Here is a 19,884-nt window from a genome sequence, read left to right as displayed (position 1 = left end):
TTCCGATGGAAGTGAAAATTCCGGGCGTGATGATGCTAGGCCTGCTAGCCTCGCCTATGGCAGGAGCTGAAGCGATGAGTGCTTATGACCTCTGTTTACTGGATGCATTAAAAACCAAAGACGGCAGCACCAAAATTGAGGATGTACGCAATCAGTGCCAACTGCAACAAGTGGTGGACGTGCAATCTGAACCTGAAGCTGAAGTACCGTTGCAAGAGGAAGAGCAGGAGAGTGTGGTCACCAAGCGCGTTGAGTCTGAGCGTAAAACGGCGTTTGAACCGTTTGTGATGACAGCACACAGAATGAACTACATTCTGCCTGTGACCTACAGTGACCGAATCAATAAAGATGCCTATGCCGAAACCGACTGGGCAGATGATTTACGTCATGCTGAAGCGGAATTTCAGATCAGCTTCAAGGTGCCATTGAACTATGAAGATCTATTATTCGACGGCGATGGTTTGTTCTTTGGTATGACCTTAAAGTCTTTCTGGCAGGTCTATGCACAGGATATTTCACGCCCATTTCGTGAAACCAATTATCGTCCGGAACTGTTTTACTTCACCCCAACAGCCTGGTCGCCGATGGGGGGCAAAACCTGGCTAGGCTTTGGTATTGAGCATGAATCCAATGGCCAGCGCCAGGATCTGTCGCGCAGTTGGAACCGTATCTATACGAACCTGACTTTCTCAAAAGATAATTTTGCGATTGCGTTACAGCCTTGGTGGCGGATACCTGAAGACAGTAAAGATTCACCGGATGATCCGGATGGTGACGATAACCCGGATATCGAAGATTATATGGGGCATTTTGAACTCACCAGTGCTTACAAGTGGGATGAATATGAGTTCACTTTCCTCGGTCGTGAAAACTTTGCGACGCACAAAGGTTTCGCACAACTGGGTGTAACGTTTCCCATTTGGGGTAAAGTCCGCGGCTATGCGCAATATTCGACCGGTTACGGCGCAAGTTTGATCGATTATGACCAAAACCAGCAACGTGTAGGTGTCGGGGTGGCGATCACCGGTTTGCTGTAACGAAAAGCGGAGCATAAGTAAGCTCCGCTTTTTAGTGATTGACGTAACAGACGCTGAAGGGAATATTGAGCGCCTGGTAGTGCTTAATCCAGCGCCACTGATTATCCTGAAGTTTATCCCCAGGGCCTTTGACCTCGATCCAGCGGTAGTGGCCATCTTTGAAAGCAATGAGATCTGGCATGCCATTGCGATAGAGTTTCGGATCACTGAGTTGGATTCGAAAAAGGGCGCTCACGGTTTCGCTCGGTATGGCTTCGATTGCTTCTTGCAACAACTGTTGTGTCAGACTATTCCAGTGTACAAAAGGGTTGTTGATACCAAATTTGGCCTGATATACCTCATTTATCCAGTTGAGCCCTTGCAACTCGACTTGTGAAAAGACGGTTTCAATTTGTTGTTCGCGTTTGACGTAGAAATCATCGTGATACAAATCCAGCGGGCGATACTGATACGCATTGATGAAAGCTCCTTCGACGGGGGCAAATATCACACTCCAGAACGCGAGCCCGAACAACCCATTTAAAAGGGTATTTTCGCTGTAGTACACGCGCCAGCCCTCACGTTGAAAGTGGTCTAGACAGGCCAGTTCGACACGCTGATCTAATTGCAGATTTAAATGGATTTCATCGCAGTTTGGCTTGACGGGGCGAGGAACTTTGTTGCCTTGTCGTCGCTTTAATAACGCGCTGAGTTTTTCCGCGACTTCAAACTCGGCTCTATCGAGCGGGCGATGATACATTTCCGTGACGGTGTCACTAAGTAGGTTCAGCTGGCTCTGTTTGTCATAGATGCGCGCCCGGCGTTCACGGCTGGGTGGTAAACGGGTTGTTTTGAACCAGTGCAGTGCACTTTTCCAATCTCCCTGGCGTTCAAGATCGCGCGCGATGTCGTTGATTAAATGCTCCTGCTTTCTTTGAATATATGGGTGTTCACTCTTGGGCGGTAGGGCAGATAACAACTCTTTGAGCTGGTGGATGTTTTTGCGGTCACACAACCAATAAGCGTCAGCGAGTTCACTCAGCAGCAATAATTGGTCAATCTGTTCCCGGTCGGTAAAAAAACGGCGTTCTTTGCTGAGCTGGTAGGCTTCAAAACGGTGTACCCCCAAATCGTCGAGCACAAACTGACTCAGATCTTGATGAGTATTGGCAAAAAACAGTACCAGTAGCAGCCTGATGATATTGGCGTGTTGCAACTCAATGGGTTGAAAAGCCAAAGCCTCGGTGTGAATTTGTGTTGAGTCGGGTAATGAGGCAACAAGCTGCTCTTTACGACGTTGTCGATTGGTGTTTGGCCAGAGTGCGAGAATTTCGGGTTTGGTTAGCAGCTGTTCCGCGAGCGTTTTTAACTCAACCTGTTCGGGGAGAGCAATAAATTGATCGCCAGCTAACTCAGACAGGCTGACGGTTATGTCAGGTATTTCGCTGTAATTCAGTTTGTCCGTCCGAAACCAACGACCTTTGCGTGCCAGCATACGCACGAGTAAGCACTGTGCCGGTGCTGAGAGTGCATCAAAGCTGGTTAACCAAGCGTGCTCGTGGGAATGAAGTAGATCGCCATACCAATATCTGGCGTGATGGGTCAGCTTCAGAAAGTTATCGCGATAATAGTCAGGTTTGAGTTCGGGCTGTGTTGGCATATAACGCATAAACAAAAAAGGCTTAACTCTAAGGTTAAGCCTTTTTGATTCTAATTCAATCGATTATGCGTCGGCGGATTGAAGTTGTGCTGCTTTCTCATCCGTGACGGGCTTGGTGATCAGTGCCAGAGCAATACATACGGCCATCATCACTGCTGAGATAGTGTAAGCCAAGGTGTATCCTCCACCGTGGGTCATTGAGTAGCCGACAACTGCTGCTCCGATGGCGCCACCAATACCCCATGATGTATACAGCACGCCGTAGTTCGTGCCGTAGTTTTTCAAACCATAGTATTCCGCAGTAATCGATGGGAACACGGCGAGCAGGGTGCCGTAACCGATGGCTGCAATCGCAGTACCGATGATCAGCGTGAGTTCGGAGTTAAACGTTGCGAACAGCACCATATTGATGCCTTGGAGTACAAAGGCCAGCAGTAAGGTGCGCACGCCGCCAATTTTATCTGACAGAATACCTGCGGCAACCCGGCCACCGGAGTTAAAGATCGCCAGAATAGAGGCCAGATATACAGCGTTTGGCAGGCTCGCCTGAACACTTGCAATATTAGTGATGTTACCAATGATCATCAGGCCAACTGAGGCAGCAAACGCATACATGATCCACAACGAGTAAAATTGTGGCGTTTTCAGCATGGATTTCCAGCTCAAGTCCAAAGAGGTTTTCACTGCTTTCTCGGTTTGACCTGCTTTCAGTTTTGGTTCTGCGGGTACGTAGCCTGTCGGTGGGTTGTTGATGGTGCACGCCAGTGGAACTGCGATCACCAGAACACCCACACCAAGAATCATGAAGCTGGTGTTGATCCCCAGCTCACTGATCAACATGGACGTCAGAGGCGCCAGATAAATCGCAGCCAGACCGAAGCCCGCGGCAATCAGACCGTTGACCAGACCCTTTTTAGAACTGTGGAACCACTTCATTGCGGAAGGTGACAGACATGCATAACCAAAACCGATACCCGCACCAGTCATGACACCGAATGTCAGGTTGAGCATCAAAACGGATGACGCGAAGCCGGAAGCGATCATACCCAGGCCAGTTAACGTCGTACCCAGAATAAGGATTTTACGTGGCCCCATCCGATCCTGAAGAATACCTGCGATCAAAAGACAAACAGAGAATGTGATGGTTGCAATCGCATAAGGGGAAGAAGCGTCTGCGGCACTCCAGCCAAAATCAGTCACTAGGGCTTTGTTAAATACACTCCAGGCATAAAGAATGCCAAGACAAAGGTTGATACAGAAACCAGCCAGCAGAATCCGCATGGCTTTATCAATCTTGCTCATTTTCTTACTCGGTTGTCCCTGCTAAATGCAGGTAGGTGAATGGTAATGGTGCTATTTCTTCAAAATAAGTTTGCAAATATCAACAGATAGCGCAAAGAGCGCGGATTATAACCAATCCAAATGTGATTGGAATCTCTTTTTGGGTTAAATGATAACTTTCTCATTGGTTGTTATTTTGATTAAGTAAATGTTATTGATTTGTTTCGTTTCGGTGGGTGAAATGATGAGAAATGAAAGCGATGGGGATGAGACAGTGGACTTGCTATGGTTTCTACAATATTTATAAAAATATGTAATATAAAATAATGATAAATAAAGATTAAGCTCATTTCACGTATCGTCAGGATATTGTCAATAGTAATTTTGTGGCCTTTGATTTGACTCTTTGTGACTTTACTATTCGCGCACTTCTCATCGCAACGTAGTGGAACCAATGAAAAAGAACGCAATTAAGATCGCCATCATTTCAGCTCTTGGCGTCTCGACACTGACCGGATGTATGGGCCAAATGGCCACAACGGGTATGGTGACTAAATTTAACTTAAAAGCGGTAGATAACCGTTACGGACGGGAAGGGCTGTTTATTTTGCTGTCCCCGGTTTATGGTATCGCTTCTATTGCAGATTTATTTATTTTTAATGCAGTTGAATTCTGGACTGGCACGAATCCGATTTCCGGTAAGTCGCCGGCAGTTGTGGATACGCCAGCGGATGCATTGCTTAAAGTGAACAGTAAGTTGGATAAATCGTTAACCACGGTTCCGTTGCAAACCAACAACAGCCAGATTGAACAGGCAACGATGACAGAAATCGATGAAAACACGCTAGAAATGGAATTGACTTACCTCGATGGTACTCACAAGACCCTGCGTGGCGAGAAAGGTTCAGATAGCGTGGCGTTTTACCTGAATGATCAATATATTACGACGGTCTCTGATCAGGATCTCCAACACTACGTTGAAGCGGCATCTATATAATTCATCAATTGGAAAAACCTCCCAAACGGGAGGTTTTTTTATGGCTGAGATTCCATGCAGAAGTGCGTTGTTGATCAAACATTTCAATATAAATGAAGAATATCAGTGACAGCGCGATCATTAAGTGATCTAAATGTCAGTAAAACGAGATCGAGCTCGAAAAGCTGTCTATTTATTGGGTGAATTAAAATCTATTGACCTATATAGAAGTCTCAAAGAATAACTGGGTGAGCAAACGTGCAGAATCGAGTGTTCAGCATACGAAAAACCGGAGTGAAATTGCGTCTGTTATTGTTGTTAGGATGTGTCGTTCTGTTTCTAACCAGAACGGTATCTGCAGAAGTTGATGATCAAAATACACTGATTGTCGCTAACTCAAAAGCTTGGAAACCCTTCGCTTATCTGAACGAAAACGGAGAACCTGCCGGGATCCTGATTGACCTCTGGCGTGCGTATGGCAAAGCGAATAATGTCCGTGTTGAATTTTATCTGGTCGACTGGAATCAGTCACTGGAAGCGATGAAGAGTGGAAAGGCGGATGTTCACGGCGGGTTGCTTTGGTCTGCCAAACGCGATCATTTTCTGGATTACGCTGCGCCCATTTTTACCATAGAAACGCAACTGTATCTTAGTGACCGCTTGATGGGCACTGACGTCAATCTATTCCTAGAAGGAAAGCACACTTACCCAGTTGGTGTGGTACGGGGTGGTTACGAAGAAGAGTTTGCTATGCGGCAGTACCCCAATCTGCCGTTGCTTCGCTTTGACAATAACGAAATTATGCTAAAAGCAGCGTTTAGTGGTGATATTCAGGCGTTTATTGCTGATCTACAGGTTGCTAATTTCTATCTTTACTCTTCGACAAATCCAGCCAGTTTTGTTGGTGTTCGTCATCTGTATTCGGGCGAGTTGAGGCCGGCTGTACCTCAGGGAAAGAGCCGCAATCTCAGCACAATCATGACCGGCATAGAAAACATTCCTCAAGAAGAAAAAGCGCGGATTATGAATCGTTGGATGTACATCAAAACGGTGTATCCCGACTACTTGTGGCCAATCATTGGCGCGATCACTGTGATTGCAATGGTTGCGTTTATTGTCGCGTTGATCATGACGGTCAAACTCCGTACCCGACAATTGAAACAAGCTAATCAAGAACTGATGATTTTGTCGCAAACCGATGCATTAACGGGATTGTGTAATCGGCGCCATTTTATGACTCAATTTGATATGTGTGTAAGTAAAGGGCGACGGGTGGCCGTAATGGTGTTTGACATTGATGATTTCAAATCGATCAATGACCGCTTTGGTCACAGTGTTGGCGATATAGTCATTCGTGAAGTCGCCCAAACGGTATCTTACGTGGCGGGTCGGGATAAAGTGGTTGGCCGCATCGGTGGGGAAGAGTTTGCAGTGGTCTTTGATAATACAACGTTTGAGCATGCGACTCAGATAGCGAATCAGATTTGCCAGAGTGTGAGAGAGCGGACGATATCAAGCATTTTAGATGACAACGTCACGGTAAGTCTCGGGTGCGCGTATTATCTAAAAGCCAATCAGAAAATCACGTTAACTGATGCCGATAAGCTGATGTATCAGGCTAAACATTCAGGTAAAGACCAGGCTGTCATAAAACGATTTGCTCAAATTGACAGCGATGATGTGGCTTACTCGGCCTAGTTTGATTATTCCATGCTCACTTGAATTGAAAAGAGAAAAAAAAGGTTTTCTTTTCAGAGAATTGTGGCATATTAAACCCATCAACGCGATGCGCGGGCATCGTATAATGGCTATTACCTCAGCCTTCCAAGCTGATGATGCGGGTTCGATTCCCGCTGCCCGCTCCAAGTTTTCGAAAAGCAGCCTTATGGCTGCTTTTTTCGTATCAGGCTTACTGGTAAACAACAAAATCTATCCTTTTTGTTCAGTGTAGGGCGTAGGAGCGCTTGTACGATCTGAATCATCACATAACATACAGCTTCTCTCTTTCTGGTTTAAATTCATTACAAAAAGCGACTGAAGCACCCCTGATCCTATGGAGGCGCCGAGTGAGGGCTACACGAATGTACTGACTCAATCGTGGCGCTGGTTTGATTCCATTAGATAGAAATCAGGTCATTTTTGTATGAAGAATCTGACCACAGAATGACAGAAAGCTTGGTCTATCCTGATGTAGCTTGAGTGAACGACATTATGATCAGCTCACGATTGGAACAACAGGAACTAACCATGAAACTACAGACTCTCGCTCTGGCTGTTGCGGCAGTTACGGTTTTGTCAGCATGCAAGGATAAATCTGAATCAGCCGAAGCCACCCCTTCGACGCCGACTGTGGCCAAGATTACTATGGTCGACACCGCAACAAAAGAGGTGAAAACACCGCATCAGGTGTGTGTCGATGTGGCCGTGACTCAACCCGTTCAACCCAAAGATGAAGGCAAACTTATTGGTACCATTGGTGGTGCAGCCGCTGGAGCGGCATTGGGTAACCAGATCGGTGGTGGTTCAGGTAAAGTAATTGCAACGGCCGCTGGCACGATTGCAGGGGCCCTGGCTGGACGTACGATTCAGGAAAATGTGCAGGCGAATGATGTGGTCACCACGACTCAGAAACAGTGCCACACTGAATACACGACATCCACCAAAGTGATCGGTTACAATGTCACGTACGAGTTTGATGGTGCATCAACGACGGTACGTATGGCGAATAAGCCGACCGGAAATACTTTCCCGGTGAAAGATGGGAAAGTCATTGTCCCGAACTGATTAACAAAAGAAGAGAGGCATCAGCCTCTCTTCTTTATTGACAGTTTTACTCTGCGCAGCAGGGGAAGTCGTACAGTAACTCTTCAACACTGCTTGGAGTTAAACGATCTTGATTATCAACGTTTAACCTGAATGCGATCGTTTCTTCATACAAAAACCAGTGCTTGAGCAAGCACTTGTCCATATCGGCTGTTTCATCAGACCAGGTTTCTTTCAAAAATGGCGTTAGCGACGCGGCTCCGTGTGCGTAAAGTATCATCTGCCATTTGAGTTCCCACACTCTGACCGGCGTTTGCGGGAAATCGCGGTTGTATTCGTCAGCGAGTGAGTTGACGAATGATTCCACCTCACCTGCCGAATCGATAAAGTAATCAAACAAGGCGTCTTCCTGGCGAACGGCATCGGCAATCAGCTGTATTGGCTGCTTGAATATCAGCATGTAGGCCAGTAATCGAGTGGAGAAGATATACAGCTTCACATTAGCTGGCCGCTCGGGCGCAATATTTTGATATATCACCCGCATGTACTGCTCGATAAACTCGTGGAGGTTATCGCTGATACTGTGCCAGATCTTCTCTTTACTACCAAAATGATGGCGGATTAAGCTGTGTGATACTCCTGCTTTTTCGCTGATGTTACGTAACGAAACGCGTTCATAACCCAGTTCGCAAAACAGCTCTGAGGCTACCCGCAAAATTTCGCATTTGGTCTTTTCCGCATCTTGTGCGCTTCTACGCCCTTGTTTTCTCTCGCTCATTGCTCTTAATCGCCAGTGTTTACCGCACCCTTTTACCAGATCTTCAGGTTTTTTTCACTTCGAAATTATTATCCATCTGGTAAATAAAAAAGTTGATCTGAAACAGCTTGTCAATATACTGCACAACTGTGTAGTAATTAATTGTACAGATGTACAATAAGATGAGATGCGACAAATGCACAAAAACTATCAATCCATCAAACAGAGTTCACTGGTTCTGTCCATGAGCCTCACACTTATTTTGGCAGGCTGTGACAATGCGGTATCCGAAGAAGTACCGATGGTAGTGACGCCGGTCAAGCTCAGTGCGGTGCCAGATCTGAGTCATAGCCATACAGAACACTTTATTGCCAAAGTTGATGCCACTGACAGGGCTGCACTCTCTTTTCAGGTGGCGGGCGAGATCGCTGCCATGCCTGTGCACATGGGGAGTAAAGTCCGTAAGGGAGACGTATTGGCATATCTGGATCCGACAGACTTTCAGTTAGCACTGGATGCACGCCAGGCTGAATACGATTTAGCAAGAACACAGTATCAGCGCGCCAGACAATTAGTGGAACGAAAACTGATTAGCACTGACAGCTTCGATCAAACGGAAACCTATTTCAAAGCCGCGAAAGTGTCCTTAGAGCAAGCAAAAACCGATTTGGAATATACGCGCATGACTGCGCCATTCGACGGAATTGTGTCGCTGACGATGGTGGAATCCAACCAGGTCGTTGACGCGAAGCAGCCGGTGATGAATTTGTTAAACCATCAGGTGATGGACGTCATTTTTACTATTCCGGTAAGTTACGTCGAAAAGTTCGGTATTGATGGCATCGCCAGTTCACCGTTGTCTGTCACAATGGACAGCCAACGTGATCTTTCGATACCGGCGCAGTTCAAAGAGATATCAACGCGTCCTAATCCAGACACCAATAGCTATACCGCTCGAGTCACCATCCGCACTCCCAAAACCTTAGCTCTGTTGCCTGACATGACGGGACAGGTCAACCTCCAAAGTGAGGGCTCTGTGCCGAATTATCGTATCGCAGAGTCCGCCTGGGTTGAGAAAAGTACTGGCAAAGGGGTTGTCTGGACGTTTAATGAATCGGATCAGACTGTGCAGAAAACCAGCATCACTATCAATGACGATGGTTATGTGGTTGCTGGCTTGCAACAAGGGGATCTGGTGGTAGAAGCGGGCGCCCAGGGGTTAAGTCAGGGGCAGCGTGTTAAAGCGTGGACAAAAGAAGGCGGTATCTGATGCAGTTAAAAACTTATTCCGCGATTGCCTTGGCCGGGCTAATTGCTCAGGGATGCACCCCAGCCACTGAACACCGACCAAAGCCACCTATGGTGGTGGATACCCTTGAAGTCACTGCGCCTGTTGCAACCCAATTTCGTGTCTTTAATGGTCAGGTGGTGGCTCCAGAGCTGACCCCACTGGCTTTTCGCTTACAAGGCGAAATTAAAAAAGTGGCCGTACAAGAAGGTGACGCCGTCACTAAAGGTCAGGTACTGGCGATATTAGATGACGCCAAAGTAAAACAAAGTGTGGCCGATGCTAAAGCAAAGTTGAACTTGGCTTCACGCCAGTTAAACCGAGGTCAGGAATTGCGTAAAAGTGGCATGATTTCGACATCAGAATACGATGAGTTAAACGCTAACTACAAACTGGCGCAAGCCAATTATCGTCTTGCTGCTGCCCGGTTGTCTTACACGCAATTAAAAGCACCGTATGACGGCATCGTTTCAGAGGTCCCTAAGCAAGACTTTGAACGCGCCGCCGCTGGTGAAACGGTTTTGAGTGTTTATCGATCTACAGATGTCTACGTGCAGTTAGACGTGTCCGATTCGGTGCTGTCTCGTTTAGAGCCTCTGTTGGACAACTCAACGTATCAGCCCATCGCCAGCTTTGCAGGCCACGGCCAGAATTATCCACTGACCTACCTTGAGCACACCAGTGAGTTGAGCCCTGAGACGAAAACTTACCAGTTCTGGCTCAAAATGCCTCAGGTTGAACCACGTATTCTTCCGGGAACCAGCGTCAAGGTCAGTGTCGATATGGTCAAAGCCGGTATTGGTGTGGCGGAAGGCTACCCATTGCCGATGACGGCCATCGACTCAGCCCCCGACCACCGGCATTTCTATGTTTGGAAGCTCAACCAAGGGCTGGCAGAGCGCGTCGCGGTCACTGTGGACCAAGTGACCGCTGACGGGGCGATCGTGCATCAGGGAATTGTGCAAGGAGATACCCTCGTTAATTCCAACTTAAGAAAGCTGCGTGATGGTATGCAAATAACGGGAGAGCCGAAGTGAACATCGCTGAATACTCGATTAAGAACAAAGTGATCAGTTGGCTGCTCCTGGTCATTCTGGCGATTGGCGGCGTTTTTGCCTTCAATGGATTGGGACGTTTGGAAGACCCGGCGTTTACTATCAAAGATGCGATGATCATCTCATCCTATCCGGGAGCAAAACCACAGGAAGTCGAAGAAGAGTTGACCTACCCACTGGAGCAAGAGATCCGCAAGCTACCGTACATTGACAACATTACCTCGACGTCGTCGAACGGGATGTCGCAAATCACCGTTAGCATGAAAATGATCTACGGCCCGGACAAATTGCCCCAGATCTGGGATGAAATGCGTCGAAAAATCAACGATCTAAAACCAAGCCTTCCGTCTGGTGTCAGCTCTATCCAAATCATAGATGATTTTGGTGACGTATACGGAATCATGCTGATGTTGACTGGAGATGGCTACGATTCTGTAGAGCTTAAACGGTATGCCGATTATCTGCGTCGCGAGTTGGAATTGATCGATGGGGTGGGCAAAGTGTCTATTGCTGGCGATCAACAAGAGCAATTATTTGTTGAAATATCCTTAGATCGACTTGCAGCGTTGAATTTGGATATGAGCACAGTGACGGGGATTTTAAATCAGCAAAACAGCGTCCGAGAGTCAGGAGAAGTGATGGTCAACGGCCAATCGCTGGTGATCCGACCGAGTGGGACAATGTCGTCTGTGCAAGAGTTGGAAAACTTGATTATCCATGGTCGTGATACCGGCAACTTGATTCGCCTGAAAGACGTGGCGACAGTATCCCGGGGGATTGCCGAAAAGCCGCAAAACGTGTTGATGTTCAACGGTAAGCCAGCGATTAATCTGGCCATTTCGTTTGCATCCGGTGTTAACGTGGTTGAAGTTGGAAAGGCTATCGAGAGCGAATTGTCAGTACTTGAAAGTATCAAACCCGCAGGCGTAGAGATGGACTATTTCTATAATCAGTCTGCGGAAGTGGATAAATCGGTCAGCGATTTCGTGATCAGCCTGGGAGAAGCCGTTGCGATCGTGATCGTTGTCTTGCTATTCACCATGGGGCTGCGCAGCGGCATCATCATTGGACTGGTCTTGTTGTTGACGGTATTCGGCACTTTCATGCTGATGGATTACAACGATATCGAGCTGCACCGAATTTCTTTGGGTGCCCTTATCATTGCGCTTGGGATGTTGGTCGATAATGCGATTGTGGTGGTTGAAGGGATACTGGTTGGCCTGAAGAAAGGGCGAACCAAGTTGCAGGCTGCAGTGGATATCGTCAAGCAGACGCAGTGGCCACTGTTGGGAGCAACGGTAATCGCCATTACGGCGTTTGCCCCCATCGGATTGTCTGAAGATGCCACTGGCGAATTTATGGGTTCTCTGTTCTGGGTATTGTGCTACTCCTTGTTTTTGAGCTGGATTACCGCACTGACATTAACGCCGTTTCTGGCCGACTTACTGCTCAAAGAAGAGGAGAAAAGCGGCGCTGAAGAGAGCGACCCGTATAAAGGCGCGTTGTTTAGCGTGTTCGGTGCGCTACTTAAATTTGCGCTGCGTTTTCGTTGGCTGACAGTAGCGGCGATGTTGGCAATGATGGTGGCGGCAGTGATCGGTTTTGGCAATGTGAAACAATCGTTTTTCCCAGCGTCAAACACGCCGATGTTCCATGTCGATATGTGGATGCCGCAAGGAACGGATATCCGCGAGACCATCGCCCAGACCGAACGCGTACAAGAGTATATTTCGGCGCAAGATCACGTTGAGTCGGTGACCACCACCGTGGGCCAGGGGCTACAGCGTTTCATGCTGACCTATCAGCCAGAAAAAAGCTATGAAGCGTATGCACAACTAACAGTCAGAGCGGACACGCGCGAAAACATGTTTCTATTGCTAAAGCGTCTTGATGCGACGTTAAGCCAGGAGTTTAATCAGCCGACGTTCCAAATCAAAGTGATGGAATTCGGACCGTCACCGGCATCTAAAATTGAAGCGCGAATCACCGGCCCTGATCCACAGGTGCTGCGCGAAATCGCACTTGATGTCGAAGATTTATTTTACGCCGACCCCGGTGCTCGGAATGTACGTCATGACTGGCGTGAGCGCACCAAAGAATTGGTGCCACTGTTCAATGAATCCAAAGCACGTCGTCTGGGGATCTCGAAACAGGAGCTGTCTGACACGCTACAAATGGCATTTGGTGGGACCTCCATTGGTGTGATTCGTGACGGCACCCATATGTTACCTGTAGTGGCACGTTTGCCTGAGCAGGAACGGGTGGATTTTGAGTCTCTGGCGAACGTTAAGATCTGGAGCCCGACATTGCAAACCTACATTCCAGTCGAGCAAGTGATTGATGGGGTCGAGCTGGACTGGCAGGATCCGTTGATTCAACGCCGGGATCGTAAGCGTACGCTGACCGTGTTGGTGGATCACGATGTGTTGGGAGACGAGACGGCTGCGAGCCTGTTCAACCGTATTCGACCGCAAGTGGAAGCCTTGCCTTTGCCTGAAGGTTATGCCATCTCCTGGGGCGGAGAATACGAATCCTCCAAGGATGCACAAGAAGCCATGTTCAGTTCGCTCCCATTAGGCTATCTGGTCATGTTCATCATCACTATGTTCCTGTTCAATTCGGTGCGCAAGCCTTTGGTTATCTGGCTTACGGTACCGCTGGCAATCATTGGTGTTTCTGTGGGGTTATTGGCGACGGGCATGCCATTCAGTTTTACCGCACTATTGGGGCTATTGAGTCTGAGTGGGATGATTCTAAAAAATGGGATAGTTTTAATGGATCAAATCAACATTGAGCTCAGTTCCGGAAAGGGCTCTTACAATGCCGTATATGACAGTGCGATCAGCCGTGTCAGACCGGTCAGTATGGCGGCCCTAACGACAATTTTGGGCATGATACCTTTGGTATTTGATGCATTTTTTGGCTCTATGGCAATCACAATCATGGCAGGTCTTGGCTTTGCCACAATACTGACTCTCGTTGTAGTACCTGTATTGTTTGCGATTTTCTATCGGATCAAACCGTCCACTGCCGGATAATCATGGATAGATTCCAGGTTTGTTTTTTTGAGCCAGCCCTGACAGCAATGTCAGGGCTTTTTTATATATGACTCCGTGAATTATTATTCACTTTGTCAATTGCGAGCGCAACGGCCACAAAAGGTCATTGTGTCGTTGATATGACGATTTTCTTCGCCGCTCTAAAAAATGTTACATCGCGCTCAAATCCTTATGCAACACGTGCTTTAATTTTAAAAGTCCTTTTTATTCAGTTGTTTAGGGGTTTTGTGATGAATCTGACATTTGAGAATACCATTTAAATATCAAAAGGTTATATAAGGTTAACAACCTTACAACATTTCATTTTGTATGCGTGTTAGCTCAAGCAAATGAATTCCTATTCAATTTTTATTTGAAATGTCACATTGGCTGCTTAGCTTGTTGTTTAGACAAAGCACGTTGCTGCTAAAAAATTACTAATAACGTTGGTTGGCGTAGTCAGTTGCTGCGCTTGTATGACAACACCTGGCTGTTAATTCGGAATGGAGTCTATTGATGAAAAAAGTCGCTTTGATCACTGGATCAAAAGGCGGAATTGGTTCTGCAATTTCTACTCAACTGGTCAATGATGGCTATCGCGTCATTGCTACTTACTACACAGGCAATTATGAATGCGCATTGGAATGGTTCAATGAGAAACAGTTCAATGAAGAGCAAGTCAGACTGTTTGAGCTGGATGTCACCAATACAGAAGAGTGTGCGGTGCGACTTGGCGAACTGCTGGTCGAAGAGGGCACCATCGACGTGGTGGTCAATAATGCAGGTATCACACGTGACGGTGTCTTCAAAAAAATGACGCCTCAGGCGTGGAAAGAGGTCATTGAGACCAACCTCAATAGTTTATTCAACGTCACTCAACCTTTGTTTGCCGCAATGTGCGAAAAAGGCAATGGGCGAATCATCAATATTTCTTCAGTTAACGGTTTGAAAGGCCAGTTCGGCCAGACGAATTACTCGGCGGCCAAAGCCGGAATGATCGGTTTCTCCAAAGCGCTGGCTGCGGAAGGCGCACGCTCGGGCGTGACAGTGAATGTTGTCGCGCCAGGATACACGGCTACGCCTATGGTGGCGCAGATGAAACCTGAAGTCCTGGAGTCGATTACCAATCAGATTCCAATGAAACGCTTAGCTAAGCCGGAAGAGGTGGCTCAAGCGGTGTCTTACCTCGCAAGTGATGCAGGTGCCTATATTACTGGTGAAACGCTGTCGATTAACGGCGGCTTATACATGCATTAAGAGGCTCGGAACATGGAAAAAGTTTTTATTGTAGCGGCTAAGCGCACCGCTATCGGGTCGTTCGGCGGCAGCCTTAAGAATGTTCAGGCAGGTCCTCTGGCAGCGGCTGCGATTAAGGGGGCGCTGGAATCTTCCGCAGTGAATCCCGAGGCCGTCGATGAAGTGATTGTCGGTAATGTGGTCGGTGCAGGTCAGGGCATGGGGGTTGGACGTCAAGCGGCGATTCTGGCTGGAATTCCGGAAACAACGCCTGCATATAGCCTCAATATGGTGTGCGGCAGCGGTATGAAAACTGTTATGGACGCTGTTTCTCATATTCGTAGTGGTGACGCAAACGTGGTAGTCGCGGCCGGTGTTGAAGTGATGTCGCAGATCCCCTTCATCGTCCCTTCTAGCATTCGAGATGGTCATAAAATGGGCAATATGAATCTGGTGGATCTTTTGATCAACGATGGCCTGACTGATGTGTTTAACCAATACCATATGGGCGTGACAGCGGAAAATATTGCTCGCGAAGTGGGGATTTCCCGTGAAGCGCAAGATGAGTACGCCTTGAATAGCCAGCAGAAAGCAGTGACGGCGATTGAAGCGGGTAAGTTTAAAGATGAAATTGTACCGGTAGAGATAAAGGTCAAGCGTGACTCGTTGCAATTTGATACGGACGAATACCCGAAATCCGATGCCACATTGGCGGGCTTGCAACGTCTGCGTCCTGCGTTTGATAAAGAAGGCACAGTGACAGCAGGTAATGCGTCTGGCTTGAATGACGGCGCCAGCGCTCTCATCCTAGCGTCTGAGTCGGCTGTCGACGCGTTAGGTTTACAGCCGCTTGTCGAGATTACTAGTTACGCTCAAACCGGGTTGGATCCCAAAGTAATGGGGTTAGGTCCGGTAGAGGCGGTGTCTCACGCACTGGAAAAAGCCAACCTGACGACTCACGACATGGATTTGTATGAGCTCAACGAAGCTTTTGCAGCACAGGCACTAGGTGTGGTTCAGCGTTTAGCAGAAAAGCATGATGTGTCGACAGATTCGATACTCAGCAAAGCGAATGTGAATGGCGGTGCTATCGCACTCGGTCATCCACTGGGCGCATCCGGAAACCGAATTCTGGTGACACTCGTGCATGAGCTTATGCGACGCAAAGGTCACTATGGCGTTGCCTCACTGTGTGTGGGCGGCGGTATGGGTACGGCAGTTATTGTTAAATCAGTTTAATTACATCAGTTATCAAACCATTAGGAGCAAAATCATGTACACGGATTTTTTTAAGACTTTCACTGATCAAACAGAGAAAAACATGGAACCTTACTTCAAGTTCAACAAGCTGGTTACAAAGAACGTTGAAGTGCTGACCGAGCTTCAGTTGAATGCTATTCGTACCTACAGTGAAATGGGTCTGACTCAAATGAAAGCGGCGAGTGAAATCAAAGATGTCACTTCTCTGGCGGCATTTAACAGTCAGCAACTGTCAGTTCTGACGAAACTGTCTCAGCAAATGATGGACGACAGCAACAAGCTGCAATCTATCGCGAAAGAATTCAAAGAAGACGTTGAAAAGCTTACCTCGGAAAATCTTAAGTCAGTAACCCCGGCTTAAACCACTGCCTTTGCCGCTCCCCGTGAGCGGCTTTTTTCCGAATACAGGAGTAGCAACATGTTTCAACACTTCTTTTCGGACTACCTTATGAAGCTCCAGGAAACCAATCAACAATGGTGGCAAGATCTTGAGCTCACCAAGGCAGCCGTAAATTCTCCTCTCAATAAAGCCATGCAGGAAGTCAACTTTGAAGACTCCCTGAAGTTTTTTGAGCAAGCCGCCAACCAGCCTGCTGTGATGCTGAAGTTACAGGCAGACTGGTGGCAGCAACAACTACAGATTTGGCAAAACGTTGCGTTAGCGGCGCAATCCGGTGATGTCATTGAGCCAGAGACTGGTGATAAACGTTTTGTGGATGAAAGTTGGCAAAGCGAAGCCTTCTATAATTTCATCAAGCAATCTTATCTGCTGTTCAGCAAAACGTATCTGGATACGATAAACAGTATTGAGGGCTTAGATGAAAAAACCAAAGAGCGGATTGTGTTTTTCTCTCGTCAGGCAATCAACGCGCTATCACCAAGTAATTTTATCGCCACCAACCCAGAGCTATTGAAGCTGACTCTGGAGAAAAACGGTGAAAACTTGTTGGCTGGCCTTGAGCAACTGAAAGAGGACGTAGAGTCGTCGGCGGACATTCTTAAAATTCGCATGACGAACAATAATGCGTTCAGAGTCGGTCATGATGTCGCGACGACCGCAGGGGACGTCGTCTATCAAAATGAATTGTTTGAGCTGATTCAATACCGTCCGCTGACTGAACAGGTGCACTCCACACCGCTGTTGATTGTGCCTCCGTTTATCAATAAGTATTACATTCTTGATTTGCGCGAAAAGAACTCAATGGTACGTTGGTTGCTTGAACAAGGACACAGCGTATTCATGATGTCCTGGCGTAATCCGGGTAAAGCACAAGCGCATGTAGAATTCGGCGACTATGTCACTGAAGGTGTGTTGAAAGCGGTAACTGCGATTGAAGAGATCACTGGTCAGGAACAGATGAATGCTGTCGGTTACTGTATCGGCGGTACGGTACTTGCCTCGACAATTGCTTACTACGCCGCTAAGCGCATGAAGAAAAGAATTAAATCTGCCACGTTTTTTACCACCTTGCTTGATTTCTCACAACCAGGTGAAGTCGGAGCATACATCAATGACACCATCGTCAGTGCCATTGAGGTGCAGAACAACCTTAAAGGGTATATGGACGGGCGCTCTTTGAGTGTGACGTTCAGTTTGTTACGTGAGAACAGCTTGTACTGGAATTACTACGTTGACAATTATCTGAAAGGGAAAAGCCCAGTTGATTTTGATCTGTTGTACTGGAACAGTGACAGCACCAACGTAGCGGCACCGACTCACAACTTCCTCCTGCGCGAACTTTACCTGGAGAACAAACTGATTCAGGATAAAGGGGTGAAAGTTGGTGGCGTGTGGATTGATCTGAATAAAATTAAGATCCCCAGCTACTTTATTTCAACCAAGGAAGACCATATTGCGCTTTGGCAGGGAACCTATCGAGGCGCGTTAAATGTGGGCGGAAATAAAACCTTTGTGCTCGGTGAGTCTGGTCACATTGCCGGGATTGTTAATCATCCGTCTCGCAACAAATATGGCTTTTGGATCAACGATACTCTGGAAGAGAGTGCGGAAGACTGGCTTGCTAGTGCGACGCACAAAGAGGGGTCTTGGTGGACCCACTGGAATCAGTGGCTGTTGCAGTTCAGCGAAGATACTTTGGTCGAGCCTGCCGCCCAGGGGGCAGAAAACTATCCAGTGCTAGGCGATGCGCCGGGGCAGTATGTTAAGCAGGTCTTGCCGATAGTGGAAACTGAAGAACAAACAGAGCCTCAAAAAGCGTAACGTAACCATTAAAAGCCCGGGTCCTCCGGGTTTTTTTATGCCTTTAAGTAAGGTAGAAAGACATTGGCTTGCTGCATTTAGAATTATCTGTTCTAGTGGTTACAGAACATAGGGAGGTTCAATGAAAACAATCGGATTATTGGGTGGCATGAGCTGGGAATCCACCGCCAGTTATTACTCAGCGATCAACCACGCGACAAAGCAAACGTTAGGTGGGTTACATTCCGCCAAACTCATCCTAAACAGTGTCGACTTTGCTGAAATAGAAGCTTTACAACATCAGGGAGAATGGCAGAAGACCGCCGAGATCCTGATCGACGCCGCTCAATCTGTCGAACGTGCGGGAGCCGATTTTTTGCTGATTTGCACCAATACAATGCACAAAGTGGCCGATGACATTCAGCAGCGTATTACGATTCCTTTGTTGCACATTGCTGATGCGACGGCTGAGGCCCTCAAGCGAGATGGTGTTGAAAAAGTCGGCTTGCTGGGGACGGCATTTACTATGGAACAGGGCTTTTATAAAGAGCGCTTAAGTGAGCGTCATGGTATTGAGGTCATCGTTCCTAACGGGGTTCAGCGTAAGCTGGTGCATGAGGTGATTTACCATGAGTTATGCCTAGGGCAGTTTAATCCTCGCTCGAAAGACGAATTTCTTACCATCGTCGCGGACCTCCATGAACAAGGCGCTCAGGCCGTCATTCTGGGTTGTACGGAGATTGCGCTGTTGATTCAGTCAGCGGACAGTGAAGTGCCTTTGTACGATACCACAGCCATTCACGCTCAGGCCGCTGTCAAAGCAGCAATATCTTAATTTATCCGATGACGGTTACAGCGGTTGAAAAGCGGCGGTAATCGTCATTTCTTCTGTTCTATTTGGGGTGGGCGCCTGCTCATTGATGCCTGGGTTGCCTTATAGAGTGTGTCGTTATGGTATTTGCCAATATGGAATGTCATATTATTCTATTTTGTGCATAATAGGCGTCTCGTCGATTATCTTTTGTATAAATTAACAATGAAAACAAGAACTAAGTTTGTAGTTTTCCTGTTGTCCTGGACGACAGGATTGGCGTTTGCTCAGACGGCCTTAGTGGAGCCAAATCGAATCGTACTCAACAACGGCGATTTGACGATTACCGCTGATATTACGAAGGGGAATGTATTTAATGGTTCGGAAGACACGGACACAGGCGTGGTGAGCTTTTTTGGCACTGTGACCCCACAAGATTCAGGGTATCTGGTTGATGTGGTGGTGTCTAAGCAAGCAAAAGATCGGTATGCCAGTCAAAGTCTGACGACCAGTGTCAGACTGGATAATAGCGAACCTGTTTTC

At 47.4% G+C, this 19,884-nt stretch carries 16 protein-coding genes and 1 tRNA gene; 14 read left to right on the top strand and 3 right to left on the bottom strand.

What is annotated here, in order from left to right:
• The first annotated feature begins 5 nt into the window (after positions 1-5).
• Positions 6-1,037, top strand: a complete 1,032-nt coding sequence (locus CAG64_RS17970) for a phospholipase A (protein ID WP_161448737.1) — start codon at positions 6-8, stop codon at positions 1,035-1,037.
• Positions 1,038-1,068: 31 nt separating this feature from the next.
• On the opposite strand, the gene CAG64_RS17965 is transcribed toward CAG64_RS17970, so the two are convergent.
• Both CAG64_RS17965 and CAG64_RS17960 read right to left on the bottom strand, forming a co-directional pair.
• Positions 1,069-2,676, bottom strand: coding sequence for a VRR-NUC domain-containing protein (locus CAG64_RS17965; protein ID WP_161448735.1), 1,608 nt, complete (start codon positions 2,674-2,676; stop codon positions 1,069-1,071).
• 63 nt (positions 2,677-2,739) lie between these two features.
• The gene (locus tag CAG64_RS17960) at positions 2,740-3,978 is read right to left on the bottom strand and encodes an L-lactate MFS transporter (protein ID WP_161448733.1); all 1,239 of its coding nucleotides are present in this window, start codon (positions 3,976-3,978) and stop codon (positions 2,740-2,742) included.
• 433 nt (positions 3,979-4,411) lie between these two features.
• On the opposite strand from CAG64_RS17960, the gene CAG64_RS17955 reads away from it, so the two are divergent.
• From CAG64_RS17955 to CAG64_RS17940, 4 genes are all read left to right on the top strand, one after another.
• The gene (locus CAG64_RS17955) at positions 4,412-4,954 is read left to right on the top strand and encodes a DUF3332 domain-containing protein (RefSeq protein ID WP_021705376.1); all 543 of its coding nucleotides are present in this window, start codon (positions 4,412-4,414) and stop codon (positions 4,952-4,954) included.
• A gap of 237 nt (positions 4,955-5,191) precedes the next feature.
• A complete protein-coding gene (locus CAG64_RS17950; protein WP_337247461.1) occupies positions 5,192-6,631 on the top strand; it encodes a sensor domain-containing diguanylate cyclase in 1,440 nt (479 codons plus the stop codon).
• Positions 6,632-6,723: 92 nt separating this feature from the next.
• Positions 6,724-6,798 (top strand) — tRNA-Gly (locus CAG64_RS17945).
• Between the two features lie 382 nt (positions 6,799-7,180).
• Positions 7,181-7,717, top strand: a complete 537-nt coding sequence (locus tag CAG64_RS17940) for a glycine zipper 2TM domain-containing protein (protein ID WP_021705374.1) — start codon at positions 7,181-7,183, stop codon at positions 7,715-7,717.
• Between the two features lie 46 nt (positions 7,718-7,763).
• Here CAG64_RS17940 and CAG64_RS17935 read toward each other — a convergent pair whose 3' ends face one another.
• On the bottom strand, positions 7,764-8,474 hold the full coding sequence (locus tag CAG64_RS17935; RefSeq protein WP_021705373.1) for a TetR/AcrR family transcriptional regulator: 711 nt from the start codon (positions 8,472-8,474) through the stop codon (positions 7,764-7,766).
• A 175-nt stretch (positions 8,475-8,649) separates the two neighbouring features.
• Here CAG64_RS17935 and CAG64_RS17930 point away from each other — a divergent pair, with 175 nt between their 5' ends.
• The 9 genes from CAG64_RS17930 to CAG64_RS17890 all read left to right on the top strand — a co-directional run.
• Positions 8,650-9,723 (top strand): efflux RND transporter periplasmic adaptor subunit, encoded by a 1,074-nt coding sequence (locus CAG64_RS17930; RefSeq protein WP_161447910.1) that lies wholly within the window; start codon positions 8,650-8,652, stop codon positions 9,721-9,723.
• Positions 9,723-10,778: an efflux RND transporter periplasmic adaptor subunit gene (locus CAG64_RS17925; RefSeq protein WP_161447912.1), complete on the top strand. Its 1,056-nt coding sequence runs from the start codon at positions 9,723-9,725 to the stop codon at positions 10,776-10,778. Before CAG64_RS17930 ends, CAG64_RS17925 begins: the two co-directional genes overlap by 1 nt.
• Positions 10,775-13,834: an efflux RND transporter permease subunit gene (locus CAG64_RS17920; RefSeq protein WP_161447914.1), complete on the top strand. Its 3,060-nt coding sequence runs from the start codon at positions 10,775-10,777 to the stop codon at positions 13,832-13,834. The genes CAG64_RS17925 and CAG64_RS17920 overlap by 4 nt, the downstream gene beginning before the upstream one ends.
• 516 nt (positions 13,835-14,350) lie before the next feature.
• On the top strand, positions 14,351-15,091 hold the full coding sequence (locus CAG64_RS17915) for an SDR family oxidoreductase (protein ID WP_021705368.1): 741 nt from the start codon (positions 14,351-14,353) through the stop codon (positions 15,089-15,091).
• 12 nt (positions 15,092-15,103) lie between these two features.
• A complete protein-coding gene (locus CAG64_RS17910) occupies positions 15,104-16,309 on the top strand; it encodes an acetyl-CoA C-acetyltransferase (protein ID WP_161447819.1) in 1,206 nt (401 codons plus the stop codon).
• Positions 16,310-16,343: 34 nt separating this feature from the next.
• The gene (locus CAG64_RS17905) at positions 16,344-16,691 is read left to right on the top strand and encodes a phasin family protein (RefSeq protein ID WP_021705366.1); all 348 of its coding nucleotides are present in this window, start codon (positions 16,344-16,346) and stop codon (positions 16,689-16,691) included.
• Between the two features lie 57 nt (positions 16,692-16,748).
• Positions 16,749-18,551, top strand: a complete 1,803-nt coding sequence (gene phaC, locus CAG64_RS17900) for a class I poly(R)-hydroxyalkanoic acid synthase (RefSeq protein WP_161447817.1) — start codon at positions 16,749-16,751, stop codon at positions 18,549-18,551.
• Positions 18,552-18,672: 121 nt separating this feature from the next.
• Positions 18,673-19,365, top strand: coding sequence for an aspartate/glutamate racemase family protein (locus CAG64_RS17895; RefSeq protein WP_021705364.1), 693 nt, complete (start codon positions 18,673-18,675; stop codon positions 19,363-19,365).
• Positions 19,366-19,566: 201 nt separating this feature from the next.
• Positions 19,567-19,884: hypothetical protein (locus tag CAG64_RS17890; RefSeq protein WP_161489344.1), on the top strand; the 318-nt coding region annotated here is incomplete at its 3' end.

The organism is Vibrio sp. V38_P2S17PM301 (genome assembly GCF_009904845.1).
GTDB classification, from domain to species: Bacteria; Pseudomonadota; Gammaproteobacteria; order Enterobacterales; family Vibrionaceae; genus Vibrio; species Vibrio proteolyticus.
The sequence above is the reverse complement of the archived record's forward strand: the minus strand, read 5'-3'. Positions and strand labels throughout refer to the sequence as shown.